Source organism: Tunturiibacter gelidiferens, assembly GCF_051013345.1.
In the GTDB taxonomy this organism is placed as follows: Bacteria; Acidobacteriota; Terriglobia; order Terriglobales; family Acidobacteriaceae; genus Edaphobacter; species Edaphobacter gelidiferens_A.
This window is the reverse complement of record NZ_CP132939.1, coordinates 3,393,251-3,406,367: the sequence shown is the minus strand read 5'-3', so window position 1 is coordinate 3,406,367 and position 13,117 is coordinate 3,393,251. Positions and strand designations below refer to the sequence as shown.

Here is a 13,117-nt window from a genome sequence, read left to right as displayed (position 1 = left end):
GGCGGTTGAGGCCATCGTCCTCAGGTCTGGCGGGCCAGTACAAGGGTGATGTCATCGGGCTGCTCTTCGGCGCCGATCCAGGCGTCGAGCGCCAGCATGACCTGACCCGAGATGACGTGCAGGGGCTGATCCCGATAGCGGGCGACGACCTCCATCATGCGCTCTTCGCCAAACTCGCCGAAGTCGTTCTCGGGTTCGGTGACACCGTCGGAGTAGGCGACCATGATGTCTCCGGGCTGCATGCGGAAGCGGTCTTCTTCGTAGTGCATGCCGTCCATGAGGCCAACGACGGTACCCCCTTTGTCGAGTCTTCGGATGTGGCCGTCGCGGCTGAGGACGAGAGGTGGGAGTTGTCCCGCGTTCGAGTAGGTCATCATGGCTGTGGCTACGTCGTAGTGGGCGAGAAACAGGGTTGCGTACTTTTCGGGCTGGGTGCTGCGGTAGAGGTGTCGATTGAGGAGGGAGAGGATACGTCCAGGCGACTGGAATAACTCGTCGCGGTCTCCGCCACGGCCTTCCCTGCTAGCCACGAGCCCCTCCACACTGGATTCGCTGTAAACGAGCTCTTCGCTGGCAAAGCGGTAGGCCCGCACTGCTGAGTGGAGGGTCGCCATGAGCAACGCAGCTGAGATTCCCTTTCCGCTTATGTCGCCGATAGCGATGCCTACACCGGTCTCGCGGCGGTTCACCATGCCTGCATGTGCTTCTTCATGGAAGACGAGAAAGTCGTAGTAGTCACCGCTGACCGAGCGTGCCGGGCGACAGACTCCGTGCAGATCGAGGGTTTCCAGTCCCTGGGAGTGGAGCGGAAAGAGGTTGGCCTGAACCTCTTGCGCGATGGAGATCTCGTTCTGCAGACGCTCCTTCTCCTTCTGTCCTTCAAGGAGACGCTTTAAAGATCCTGACATGGTGTTGAAGGATCGACTCAACTCGGCTAGCTGGTCGTCGCTCTTCACGCCGATACGGTAGTCGAGATCTCCATCCTCGATGTGCTCCGTTGCGCTGTAGAGATCCGCCACCGAGGATGTGATGGAGCGACTGAGTCCGATGGCCATCCACAGCGCCAGCAACTCAATGAGAGCGAAGACCACGCAAAGCAGGATGATACCGATGCGCCAGACGCTGGTGACGATACCGCCGAGCGAAGAACCGAATAGCTGGTTGTATAGGAGAGAGGGCCGAGACGAGACCGCGATAAAAATGTTGTCTCGCTCTCCTGAATCCCATTCCGTGATCGGTTCGGTCGAGGTGAAGCTCACACTGGTGTCCGCGAAGTTGACGGCCGGCGGCTCGGCCCCCCGACGACCCAGGTCGATCCACCGTTGATGCCGTCTGATCCCACTGCGAATCTGACCTTTTGATTCGATTTTTTAGCGGGAGCAGGAGCGACGCTTTTGTTCTCCTGACTGATCTCGTTGTCGGTTCTTCCAGCGCGCTGGGGCAGCAGGCTGGCCTGTCCCAGGCCCTCTGAGGCCAACTTCAGAAAGGCGCTGTCAACCGGCAAGCTCGACAGCAGAGTGAAGATGCGTCCGTCGCTCCACTTTTTCTGATGAACGGCGACAAGATAAAGGTCATGGCCGTCGAGAACCAAACCTGAGAACTCACCACCCTGCAGTTCAGTCGCCCAGGGAGGAGACCGAACGGCGCTTTCCCGCGATATTTTGGGCCGAGGTCGAGCTGAGCGCCGTTCATAAAGACGCGTAGCTCGCGATGCGACCTGATGCGGGGTATTTCGAGGCGAGCTACTTCCCCGGCCTGTTCGATGTCCTCGATCTCACCGCGAATTTGCTGCGCTGTATCCTTCGGGCGTTGGGCGACGAGCGCTGTGGTGAGGTCGGCGCGGTGGCCGCTCTCGTTTCTCATCTGAACCAGCTCAGCCTGTAGCCGGGAGTCGGTGAGGTGAATGGCGAACTGCCCTGCGGCGACGTAGGCCAGAACGGCAACCAGGGTGAGGAACAGGACCACCGGTGCAAGACCGATGAGGAGATAGGTAAGCACGAGCTTGTTGCGGAGGCTCCAGAGCAGATGCTTTCGCACCATCTGCCAGGTGAGGGGGATAGCGACTGAAATGAGGGCAATTCCGACGAAGAACTGCAGAACTCCTAGAAACGTCCCGAATCCGCCTGGGATCCAGCGACGAACGAACAGCACGCAGAACCACAATCCAAGCCAGGCCGCGGCTCCTGCAAGTCCTGTCGGCAGGCGTTCTCTCAGCAAGGTGAGGACGCGCGGCCCGGTAGGGCTATTCGGGTCTTGCATTGTTTGCCGCCTCCAGTTCCGCCTGCCGTGCCATCCTTAGGGCGTGCCTCGTTGCCGAAAAATGTGCTCCTGCCAGCAAGAGCAGGCCGGAGAGAAACGCCCACATCATCAACCCTACCGAAATATAAAACGGTCCGTAGACGGACTGAAAGTCCAGCCAGGGAAGCGCCCTGATATAGAGGTACTTCGCCATCTGCCAGAGCAGGCCGATGACGATTGCCGTCGGCAGCACGGCTCGAGCCGGAATCTTTCTGTAGGGCAACAGCCAATAGATTAGAAAGAAGAGCAGGATGCTCGCAAGCCCGGCGCAGAGCTTGAGGAAGCCGTAAGAGACGAAATGAAAGACAGCGTTTTCTGTATGGCCGAAGAAGACCCAGGCCAGGATTGTTTGCTGGCTCGCCGTGGACGCGACGGAGGCCATCGCCAGCACGCCGACCGCGAAGGCGAGTCCAAGCGATATGGCCTGATTGTGAAGGTAGTTTCGATTCTGACGCACGCCCCAGACCCCGTTCAACGCGACCTCCAGGGGAGAAAGACACCGGTCGAGGTGATGAGCAGCATGACCAGCGAGAAGAGCTGCGTTTGTTTGTGGGGGTGGGCCAGGAGCTGCATGTTTCGCATTACGAAGTCCTGGCCGACAGGAAGCAGATTCTTCATCATGTCGCCGACGATAGCTTCCATCGAGCGCGAGTGAAAGACGCTGCGGCAGAGGGTCAAAAGCAGCACGATGAAGGGGAAGAGCGAAAGAATGACATTGGCGGCCACACTGAACGCGTAGGTATGGACCTCGGTGCGGGCCATGTAGCGGACCAGTGCGACGATCTGTCCTGAGAGGCTGTCCTCACGGACGATGGGCGCGACATTCTCGATCGGCTTGGGCGGCAGATCCGATTGTTCGGTCTTGGAGGGAGCGGGCGCATTGGGTTTTTCGGGCAGAATTGACGGCATAGGAGAGTTCGATGCAGAGTAAGGTGGACCAGGTCGCGCGACTCACTCCGATGCTAGCAGAGGGTGTCCGTTTGCGGTGGTCCCTGGTGTTTGCTTAGGATGGCTGGCGGTTTGGCACGGTCGTGAGGCTGCGGATGCGTGCCAAAGCCCACTGAGAGGACTCCGCAAGCACGGTATCTTCAGCCACGCTCCATTGCTCGAGCTGCGGGAGGAACTGTGGGTCTCCGCTGTTTCCCATGGCGATGGCGACGTTGCGATGCAATCGCTTCAGGCGGGTTCGCTCCAGGGAGAGCCCTTGAACCATCTCCTGAACGTCGCGGAGTCCATCTCGGCGAGCCAGGACAAGGACGGGTTGATCAACTGCTTTCGAGCGAGCAAGCCATCGCTTTTGGAGATTGGAGAGCGGCGATTCCAGGGGCAGACATCCTGGCAGATATCGCAGCCGAAGACCTGGCGGCCCATGGGCTCGCGCAACTCTTCGGCGATGACTCCCTTTTTCTCGATGGTGAGGTAGGCGATGCAGAGCGAGGCGTCCATCTCATGCGGCGCAACCAGCGCGTTGGTGGGGCAGGCGTCGATGCAACGGGTGCAGCTTCCGCAGCGGTCGGCAGCGGTATCTAGTTCGAACTCGGGCGACATGGGGATTGAGGTGACGATGACGCCGAGCAGAAGCCAGGAGCCGAGCTTCTGGTCGAGGATGCAGGTGTTCTTGCCGACCCAGCCGATGCCGGCCTTGGCGGCCGCGGCTCGCTCCACCAGAGGGCCGGTATCGACGTAGCAGCGAGTCTGGCAGTCAAACCGTTCGTGAAGTTGCGACTCGATTTTCTGCAGGCGGCTTAGCAGCTCGTCGTGATAGTCGGTGGGGGTGAGTTCGTCAGGGCTCGTGGGATCGGTGCGGCCGCTCCAGGCATAGCGGGCGATCCATCCGGTGCCGGGTGCGGCCTCGTCGACCGAGAGTGGGGCGGCGGTGTTGTAGTTCAGTGCGCAGACGATGACTGATTGCGCCCAGGGCATCACGATTTGCACGTCGCTTCGTAGCAGGACCCCGTGGTCGTTGCGGCGCTTGAGATACTCCATCTCGCCTGCTCTGCCGGCGTCGACCCAGGCTGCAAATCGCTGCGCGTCGAGAGATATTGCTTCTGCTTCGGAGGTTGCGGATACGACCGGTGCTACACCCGCGGTGTCGAAGCCGGAGCGCGTGGCTAAGTCGCGCAACCATTGCTTGAGATCGGATGTCCATGCTGCGGCGGGTTGTGTTGTCTGCGTCATCAAAAGCTCGCTACTCCGCAAGAGACTTCTTTTGATCCGCCTTCAGGATAAATTGGGAAGGAGCAACTATTTAGGTGCTCGCACCGCCTTAGACAAACTGAACCCAGGCGCGGGGCCACGGGTGGAGCGGGCTGGATTGATGACCGGCCGTACAGCGCATGCGGGCCGTCACACCCACCCCAGTAAGATGGCGCGGCTAGGAACAGATGGCATTGCACCAGACACACCTTTGCCAGTAGACTTGTCATAGCTGGGCACGACGTCCGAATCTTCGGGGAGATGCCTGGTCACAAGTCACTATCGATGGATGTGCGCTCTTCGCCTTTCGCGCCTGCTCGTATTCGGCTGCCACTCGATAGGTTAGTTACAGTCCCTCAGACTGCAATTAACGCCACACTGACACCGCTTCTTTGGCCACGCTGAAGACGGTATCCAGGTGATTGATAAAAATGCGGAGAGGTGGCAGAGCCCGGTTGAATGCACCTGACTCGAAATCAGACATAGGCGTAAGTCTATCGGGGGTTCGAATCCCTCCCTCTCCGCCAGCATTCTAGCCAAACAACTGAAAACACTGGTAAAGCGCAGCAGTTCAGTGACTTAGATAAGACCTTACTTTTCTCTATAGGCTATCCTGAACCCTGTTTTACCGTCCTTTCGAGCGTAAAACCGTACCACGGCTCAAAAGTCGTACCACGTAATTCCCAGGTAATCGGACTATTGAAGTGCGTTGCAGAAGGTCTCACGACCCTGCGATCTGTCCTCATAGTCTCCTTCTTCCTTGCCATCACCATCGCACCAGCCCACGCCAAGGTTCAGTTCTTCTCGACCTTCTCTGCCAACGGAGTACCTGCACAGGAATGCCGCGACGCCTCCGCCATTGTCACTCCCTTGATCGCACAGTTCCACGGCCCAGCCGACTGGACCTGGATCATAGTGTGCGATGAGGCTGCCTGGAAACGGGTACAGGTTCACATCGATCAGTTTGACCCGATCGGGTACAAGATCCTTGGCACGACGAACCTCGAGGGACACGTCACATACATTCGCGGCTTCTACGTGCTCCACCCTGCATCCACCAATGCACTGGCTCAGCCGGATCACACGATCGCTCACGAGCTAGGTCACATCACGATGAACACGCATGACGAACGGAGAGCCGAGCGGAAGGCAGAAGAGCTTCTGAAGGTCGGATTATGAGCTCCGTGATGTTCTTTCGATCAGGCGGCACTTGATCTCAGTGCCGCCGATTTACTCGCACGTAAAGTAGACGGCGGTTTCGAATTCACCGAATTGGAAGGGTTCTCCGAATCACCTTCGGGGAATCATAGGCAGTTTCCGCAGTCTTCACTACGCAATCACCCACACTCGGAACAGGAATGCCTGTGCCGTCCGTCCGACTCGTAGTGTTAACAGACCCTGGCACCAACACACGAGTATTCAGCAAAGTGTGTCGGGATCATTCGTGGCGCACGTCAGAGATCGTGATCCAATTGGAGACACCGTCGCTCACGAACGTCTTCGAGCCATGCTTACCTATCTTGACGGGATCCGGATTCCCGTCGATTGTTTCGTCCGAAGCCGGGCGAACCTTGAGCTTTTCCCCCCAGCCACCTCCGCTACAACCACCTCCTGACCACCGGTATAGAGGTCCACGGCTGAAAGCCCAATCTTGAATCCAGTGGTAATGCTCGGAAGGTCTTGCGTGAACGCATGAGTACCATCGCATCGAACCAGAACGTTCGGTGTGCTGAAAGCCTGGCTCGCGGTTGCCGGCGGGTCCGGGGGACGAGGGATTACACGGCGTTGAATTCGACCCTGCGGTCCAAAAGTATACGTGCCGCCGTGACTCGTAATGCTCGTCTGGTCCGGTGCGACCTGAGCCGCACTGCTTAGGGCAGCAAAAAGCACCGAGGCACCGTTTTCGCTCGACACAACGTTCGGGCCCGTCTGATTCTGACCCAATAGGTTCATTATCAGCTTGCTGCTCTGACCACTGTGCCGGATCAGCGGCGTAGGGGTTGGAACGTCCGGAGTCGGCATCCCAAAAAGGCAGTTCTGGAGGAAGAAGAAAGCTGGCTTGTCTCCCAGATCGAACATGGGAATCTCGAATTGGTTCACCAACTGAGTGTTCCCGCAGTCGTCTCGAAGACCGATTTGCAAAAGGTCGACACCCGGCCCGAAATCGGACACCGGGGAGGGGACGGCACCTGTCGCCTGGTTCACGATCAGTATTTGTCCGCCGATCATGCGAAAGTTCGTAAACACCGCGCCACTCAGAATCCGAACCGTGGTGCGCGGGAAACCCGGCCGCGGCCCAAATCCAGCCCATACCACGTCCTTCATGGACCACGTTCCTACTGGGATCTTGCAGGCGTCGGTCGGCGCGACGAGCGAGTCGTCGAACTCCAGGATCTTGCGCCCCTCCACGCCGGACATGGCGGTGATGAGCGACTGCCAATCGGTGAAGACGTTCCCTCCCAGGATTTGGATTCCCCGGGCCGGAACACGAAGACGTTTCCGTTCATTGTGTCCTCCTGGCTGCCGCGGAACGCGGTTTTGCGTGGCCATTGCGGATCAGGAGTCCAAGCTCCTCGTTTATGAACGGGCTCCTGGGTGAGCGATGACCTTGCACGTAAGGTAGCGCTCCGAAGCTTTCTGCATCGGATTTTTCCGCACACGCGCGTGTTAGACCTGTGAGTGTGCGAGAGTGCCTGATGAGTAGTGCGTCATCCTGGTAAAGTGTTTTTGCGCATGGGCTCACGTTCATTGTCGGCGCCTCTGGTCAAAACGCTTTCGCATTGCCACGAGCAATGGGATCCCGATCCCCAGTACGAAATAAATACTAGCGGGCTCAGGTATCGGAGTGGCGGAGCCAATGGGTTTGCCGTCCGCGCCGCTCCAAGTTGCGATCAGCACTTTCGGTACTGTGGTGCCGTTTACCGTCACGGATTCACGGATCGTATCCAGGGTGGAGATCCCGTCGGCGCATGTCAATGTTGCCGTAAACGGGTTCTGGAACGACGGGGCGCAGTTTGGGTCCTGTGGGGTGATTCCGATTGCCGGGTTTTTGCCAACCGCTGGCAAATCGATCGTGACCTGTAGGTCGAACACCTTCGCCGTCACACTGTTACAACAGTTGAATGTGAAAGTGGTGGTGGTGGTGGGATCGGTGATCGAATCCGCATTGGCCTTGGGGGCTGATGCGACACCGATGGCCGCGAATAGTACGGCGATGATCCAGAGAGATTTTTGCGCTGAGGCAGGGCACATGGGGTGACACCTCCCGTGGGAGGTAAGTATATCACCGGTCGTACCGTTCTTAGTTGTGCGGAGCCATTAGCCAAGAAGGGTTCAGACCAGACGCTTACGAAGAAGGGTTCAGACCAGACGCTTACGAAGCACCGGAGTTCCCTTCGGCAACAGAAAAGCCCCGGCTGACACCGGGGCCCATCTTGATGAATGAAAGGAGTCACCGAATGCTGAGCCTTAGAACCCGCATCCGGGTAGACCTTGGGATCCAGTGCCGCATGCGCTGGAATCCCGCTTTAGTCTACTGGTTCTTGAACCACTAGACTAGTGATTCTCGCATATGTTCGGAGTGCCTCGGTTCGTCAGCGCTACTCCCGAGCCTCCGCCCAGCCGCGTTGCCACGCCTGACTCTTGGTGTCGTCGTTCTGGCCGCCGCTCTGTCCACACTCGAAGCCCTTATCGTAGTCGGCAACTTCCTCGTCGGTATGCTGTCGCAACATGAACGGCTCTGTGTCCAATTTGACATCGAGTGCAGCCTCACCGCTGAGACCGCCTTCACTGTAAGACTCGGATGTTCGACTCTCTTCAGTTTCGGATTTGGGGAGCATAGCTTCAATAGTCGGTTTCATCTCAGACCTCATTGCAGTTGTCACAGCCTTAACCATGCTCTACGAGGGCCATGTAGCAAGCTGTGATCTCTGTGATGCGGTCCAAGGGTTCCTCGGCCTAGTTTTTGATACTGAGACGAGACAAGCCCGATGTTTCGTAGCCGGCCAGCCATTGTGCAAAAAGCGTAGCAGAGTGATAAATCGGAAACGCCAGCCACTTGAACGCATAGAATCTCTGTTTGTAACCCGACTGTTACTTCGATTAGATGCAAACTCTTTCATCTTGCGTGGCGAGGGAAGCTGGGCTTACAATTCGCCACCTTTAGGGATTTAGGAGGGTTCATGCGAAAATCCATTTGTGTTCTGTGTCTTCTGCTCTTTGCCGGTTGCCTGGCGGTCCGGGCAGATTCTCTTGTGTCGGTCACGATCAACGGCTTCTACCACAACGGCGACGACAGCTTCTCGAGCACATTTTCGTTCGATCCCGCCCAGGTGTACACCATCCCCGAAGGAGGGTTCGAGACCGACTTCTTATACCCCATCTCAAGGCCCGACTTTCCCCTCGACTTCTTCGACACAGCGGATTTCTTTTCAGGCGGCCAGTCCCTTATCCTCAGCTTGACGGGAGATCCGCAGGCGATTTTTCTAACCGGCGCGTGCCAGGACTTTCCTGGTTTGGCCGCCCCCGGGTTTATTCCCACCTTCAAAACAACGACGTGCGATAACCCTGGCTTTATTGAGCAAGGCGGTGGGAATTCGTTAGAGGAAGTCACCGAAGTCGACTCGGTCGACATCCTCGTGCAGGGGAGTGCAACCACACCTGAGCCGTCAAGCCTCATTCTGCTCGGCACCGGCCTTGTCGGTCTCCTTCAAATTGGCTTCAGCCGCATGCGAGCAGCCCCTAAAGCCAGCAACATGCCTTGAGGACATGTGGGAGGAAAGTCGTCTGTGTTCCATATAGCCAGCAGTTTGTCGTCGTACGTTATCGTGTCCCGCGCTTTGAAGAGAAGAAACGCACGACCCAGTCAAGATGCCGCCACGTCTCCGTGCGTTATCGGCCTCGAGCTCCTTCATCCGTGTGTTCAACTGGCGCATCTCTTTCGCGTGCTCTTTAGCCCTGAGATGCGCCTCGACTGAGCCACGGTCTCACGGTCGCCGAATCCCATGGCCCTGTACTGCTTCGTAAACTTGATCTTTCGTCGAACGCTCTCACCTTTCTCATTACCGCTTCCGTTGAACCCTCTGTCTCCTATGCCTGAGCGTATCGAATTGTTCCTGGCTTAATTCGATGTCAATGGAACCTGGTCTGCGCTCTTTCAACCTCTGCCTCACCAACTGAATGTCTCGAAACCGGCAATTGGCTGCCTCCATCAGACCGATGATCTTCTCTGCGTTAGTGAACTCCCAGTGAGTTCCAATCAGTGTGTTTCCCTCGAGGAAACACACGTCGTATCGCATCATCGTTTCCTGGAAGTACATCTTGACGATGGGCACGAGGTGGACTCACTTGTTTGACGTAGCTCTGGTCATTCCCCAAATGTCTACAGTGGCGTAGACAGCGCCACAATGAACGCATCTTGAGTAATCGATCGTCAATCGGACAATGTCTGCCGGACGGATCAACTTCTCACACGATGGGCATTTGTCAGAGAGACCGTCTTCAGGGATCGTATATGTGCGTCTCATGTCGAGATTATAGAGCGAATAAAAGGCGAATATGTGGAAATCGACCACCTTATTGCAAATGCGAGACTTACGGGCATGAACGACGCAGCTATCGGTAACAAGCTGGAACAGTTGGAGAATATCGCTACTGCAACGAGAAAAGCCCCTCCGATTAGAGAGGGGCTTCTTCGTGTCTAGTTGTTGGAGAACATCTCGGATTCTGCAGTTCGCCGGGTAATCAGACCGGGCAGTTTTACACCGCCGCCGTAGACCCATTGCATTAGCTGAGCCGGAACCGAGGTGTAGTCGCCAGCATTCAGTACCTTTAGCAAAGTCGAGGTCTGAAGTCTGCCCGACCCTTCGTTATACGTCCATGACACGAGACTGTCGTACTGACCCTGCGTCAGTGGTACCTTCACCAGATGCTCAACGGCATGTTCCGCGTAAGCAGCATCCTGCAGGAGGAGAGCAGTTCCCTGCTCCTCACTCACGCCACCAGCAAACGGAGCCTCCGATGCCGCACCGCAGATTGGCCCTTGGTGTACCAGGTGTCCATAACCGATCGAAGCGTCATGAGCTGGACAGTTATAGAGATGGGGCTTGAACCCCTCACCCGTTTTGATGAGGTTCAGACCTGCATTCGATAGCTGCATTACTTCCTCACCTCGGTCACTACCCATGCCAGGACGCTGATCACCCCAGTGCTACCAGCCGCCGCGCCCACCACCCACCATCGCCATTGAGAGAGTTTGGCGACTGCAATCTCGAGCAGGGCGACTCGACCTGGTTGTCCATTCCCCACGAGTCCGTGGACGTCGGACTCGAGAACCGCTACCCTTTCACCTGTGTCACGGGCAAAGGAGTTGAAGTCACCTCGCAGAGCACGAAGCTCCGCGAGGATCAGGCCTTGTGTTACGTCATTCATCTAGTACCTTTCTTGTGTGCAAGGAAAAGCAGCTCAACCCTGATTGAGGATGGAGCTGCTCATTGTTGAAGATCGCTTAGCCGAGTGGGCTTAAAACCTGCCTTTGCGCAGGAAGTTACCAAGTTGGAAGGGCGAAGTTGTGCTGGCAGGAGCGGAGATAGCTGCACCGAAGGAATAGAACATCCCCTGGTTCTCCGTGCCGCCGACCGTGGTGGCAAACGGAACCGCCAGCGTCAGAGTGACACCGAGTCGGCTCTCGGTCACCCAGTTCGTCCACTGGTTATTGCAGGGGTTATTTTGTTGGACAAGGGTGCATTGTGTCAGCGCGGTCCCAGTGAAGAACAGGCTGGAGTCAGCCACCTGAAACATGGTCCCGTTCGGACCGACGCCAGGGTTCCCCAAGGCTGAGACACCGTAGATCTCACCGGCGGCTCCTCCTGTGAGGATCATGTTCGAACCATTGTGCTCAGTCTTGTAACCGAGTATCCAGATCTTGCAGCCGTTGCATTGCAGCTTGGCGCTGAGTGGCTGTTCCTGATTGAGCTGCCTTGCCCAGAAGCTCTGACTCGACTGCAACACTATAGGCGTGCTGCCTCCCAGAATGCAGTTCTCGCAGAAGAGGTTCCCTGCGCCTGGCGAGGACGTGTAACTGGAGGTCTTATCGTTCAAGATGACCAAGGTACGACTTCCAGTGTGAATGATTCCGTTCTGACCTTGAGGACATCCTTCGATGATGAGAGGCGTTGAACTCGATCCCGCTACGGTGAAGACGATGTTGTAGGTGGCTCCAGGTGGCGGGGCCGCATAGTTGCATTTGATGTGGTTGATCGTGTCCGGAACGTTAATGGAATACGTGCCACTTGCCACGATATTGAGCCCATACTGGCCTGGAGGTGCGTAAATGGTTGGAACTCCGCATCCTGCCATTGCCGTTGCCCATGTCGATACATCATCGCCAAACCGACACCATGTGCCTGCCGGTGGATCCGACGCCAGTGGAGTCTCCTGTACCGGTAGGTTCAGGGTGTTGAAAGTAGTGCCGGTATCAAACAAAGTCGCTGGAGTTCCGGTAGAGTGCAGCGTGATGTTTCCCGGTGCGTCTGTAATGCATACGCCGGTTCCACAGTCGGTGATGTTGCTGGTGTACCCAGTGATCGTTGTGTTCTTGATGAAGAATGTCGAAGCCGGGAAGCCCGATGTCGTCGAGTTCTTGAAGGCTAATGCGCCATTGAGCGCATAGACTTCAGAGTCCATAACAAGAGCCGAGGCATTCAAGTCGGTGTTCGTCATGGCTGGAACACCGAATGGCTGGAAGGAGAACAGGTGTCGCCAGAAGGTCTTCAGCTGGTTGCCAAGAATACCTACCGAAGTCTGTCCCTGGATCGTGATGTTCTCGCCGGTCATGGCGAAAGCGGTGTTACCAGCTAGTACCGCTTCTGAACATCCGTACATCGCGAAGTTCTTGAGAAGACCAGGTCCCTCTTCCGCTCTGGACATATTGAGAGCAGCCGGACACTTCGAGTCATCTGCCCAGGCTGCGACGTTGCTCATCACGGCGTAGTTCGAAGGAACGTACTCCGTGACATCGATGCTGGGATTTCCCGCACCGATCTCAAAGCCCATGCCGGAGATGTTTACGTTGTACGTGTTGTTGGTGTTGACTGCATTCTGGTTCCAGAAGTTCGTCGCCGTGCTGCCTATCGGAGAGTTCGGCAACAGCTTGAAGATCGACTTGTAAGGTCCATCACCCCACATCGACCAGTACGCGCCAAGCGGCGTGATCTGATCGCTGGTGGCATAGACACCAGTAGGGAAGTAGATGAAGAAGGGAAGAAACCCAGCGTTTGTGTTGCCGTTGAACAGGTTTCCGTTGTACATCGGCGTTGCGGCCGACGTGAATGTCGGCGCCGTAGCGAGTGTCATCTGCGTTGCAGTGATCGTCGATCCAGCAGCGATGTTGGAGAAGAAACCGCCCTTGAGCTGAACCTTCGTCGCACTGTTACCGGCAACGTAGCCAGCTCCGAGGAACTGGGGTCCAGAGACATACGTGATCACTGGATTGCCAGCTTGTGTAGCCACCATGGTTCGAGGTAGACGCGCGATCTTATTCGTGAACGTGGCGATACAGTTTGTCGTCAGCGTGAGATGCGTTGCATCGGTCACGGAGGCAATCTGCATGAGCGTTCCGTTTACA

The 13,117-nt window shown here is 56.8% G+C and carries 14 protein-coding genes and 1 tRNA gene; 4 read left to right on the top strand and 11 right to left on the bottom strand.

Features of this window, described 5'->3' with window-relative positions:
- Window positions 1–20: 20 nt before the first annotated feature.
- The 6 genes from RBB80_RS17035 to queG all read right to left on the bottom strand — a co-directional run bounded on the left by RBB80_RS17035 (window position 21) and on the right by queG (window position 4,476).
- A complete protein-coding gene (locus RBB80_RS17035) occupies window positions 21–1,259 on the bottom strand; it encodes a PP2C family protein-serine/threonine phosphatase (RefSeq protein ID WP_433963693.1) in 1,239 nt (412 codons plus the stop codon).
- 220 nt (window positions 1,260–1,479) lie between these two features.
- Window positions 1,480–2,259 carry a hypothetical protein gene (locus RBB80_RS17030; RefSeq protein ID WP_433963692.1) on the bottom strand — a complete coding sequence of 260 codons (780 nt, stop codon included), beginning with the start codon at window positions 2,257–2,259 and terminating at the stop codon, window positions 1,480–1,482.
- A complete protein-coding gene (locus RBB80_RS17025) occupies window positions 2,243–2,773 on the bottom strand; it encodes a YihY/virulence factor BrkB family protein (protein ID WP_433963691.1) in 531 nt (176 codons plus the stop codon). Before RBB80_RS17025 ends, RBB80_RS17030 begins: the two co-directional genes overlap by 17 nt.
- Window positions 2,770–3,207 (bottom strand): hypothetical protein, encoded by a 438-nt coding sequence (locus tag RBB80_RS17020; protein WP_433963690.1) that lies wholly within the window; start codon window positions 3,205–3,207, stop codon window positions 2,770–2,772. Before RBB80_RS17020 ends, RBB80_RS17025 begins: the two co-directional genes overlap by 4 nt.
- A 94-nt stretch (window positions 3,208–3,301) precedes the next feature.
- The gene (locus RBB80_RS17015; protein WP_433963689.1) at window positions 3,302–3,511 is read right to left on the bottom strand and encodes a hypothetical protein; all 210 of its coding nucleotides are present in this window, start codon (window positions 3,509–3,511) and stop codon (window positions 3,302–3,304) included.
- Window positions 3,475–4,476: a tRNA epoxyqueuosine(34) reductase QueG gene (gene queG / locus RBB80_RS17010; RefSeq protein ID WP_433963688.1), complete on the bottom strand. Its 1,002-nt coding sequence runs from the start codon at window positions 4,474–4,476 to the stop codon at window positions 3,475–3,477. Before queG ends, RBB80_RS17015 begins: the two co-directional genes overlap by 37 nt.
- 453 nt (window positions 4,477–4,929) lie before the next feature.
- Here queG and RBB80_RS17005 point away from each other — a divergent pair.
- Window positions 4,930–5,021, top strand: a tRNA-Ser gene (locus RBB80_RS17005).
- A gap of 172 nt (window positions 5,022–5,193) precedes the next feature.
- Window positions 5,194–5,673: a hypothetical protein gene (locus tag RBB80_RS17000; RefSeq protein WP_433963687.1), complete on the top strand. Its 480-nt coding sequence runs from the start codon at window positions 5,194–5,196 to the stop codon at window positions 5,671–5,673.
- Window positions 5,674–6,009: 336 nt separating this feature from the next.
- Here the strand turns inward: RBB80_RS17000 and RBB80_RS16995 are convergent, their stop codons facing one another.
- Window positions 6,010–7,044, bottom strand: a complete 1,035-nt coding sequence (locus tag RBB80_RS16995; protein ID WP_433963686.1) for a hypothetical protein — start codon at window positions 7,042–7,044, stop codon at window positions 6,010–6,012.
- Between the two features lie 307 nt (window positions 7,045–7,351).
- Between RBB80_RS16995 and RBB80_RS16990 the strand changes: the two genes are divergently transcribed.
- The gene (locus RBB80_RS16990; RefSeq protein WP_433963685.1) at window positions 7,352–7,753 is read left to right on the top strand and encodes a hypothetical protein; all 402 of its coding nucleotides are present in this window, start codon (window positions 7,352–7,354) and stop codon (window positions 7,751–7,753) included.
- 340 nt (window positions 7,754–8,093) lie between these two features.
- Here the strand turns inward: RBB80_RS16990 and RBB80_RS16985 are convergent, their stop codons facing one another.
- Window positions 8,094–8,354, bottom strand: a complete 261-nt coding sequence (locus tag RBB80_RS16985) for a hypothetical protein (RefSeq protein WP_433963684.1) — start codon at window positions 8,352–8,354, stop codon at window positions 8,094–8,096.
- Between the two features lie 321 nt (window positions 8,355–8,675).
- On the opposite strand from RBB80_RS16985, the gene RBB80_RS16980 reads away from it, so the two are divergent.
- Window positions 8,676–9,257, top strand: coding sequence for a PEP-CTERM sorting domain-containing protein (locus RBB80_RS16980; protein ID WP_433963683.1), 582 nt, complete (start codon window positions 8,676–8,678; stop codon window positions 9,255–9,257).
- 935 nt (window positions 9,258–10,192) lie between these two features.
- On the opposite strand, the gene RBB80_RS16975 is transcribed toward RBB80_RS16980, so the two are convergent.
- The 3 genes from RBB80_RS16975 to RBB80_RS16965 form a co-directional block, all read right to left on the bottom strand.
- On the bottom strand, window positions 10,193–10,651 hold the full coding sequence (locus tag RBB80_RS16975; RefSeq protein WP_433963682.1) for a lysozyme: 459 nt from the start codon (window positions 10,649–10,651) through the stop codon (window positions 10,193–10,195).
- Complete coding sequence (locus RBB80_RS16970) at window positions 10,651–10,923, bottom strand: hypothetical protein (RefSeq protein ID WP_433963681.1); 273 nt, start codon at window positions 10,921–10,923, stop codon at window positions 10,651–10,653. The genes RBB80_RS16975 and RBB80_RS16970 overlap by 1 nt, the downstream gene beginning before the upstream one ends.
- A 90-nt stretch (window positions 10,924–11,013) precedes the next feature.
- Window positions 11,014–13,101, bottom strand: coding sequence for a hypothetical protein (locus RBB80_RS16965; protein ID WP_433963680.1), 2,088 nt, complete (start codon window positions 13,099–13,101; stop codon window positions 11,014–11,016).
- Window positions 13,102–13,117: the final 16 nt, after the last annotated feature.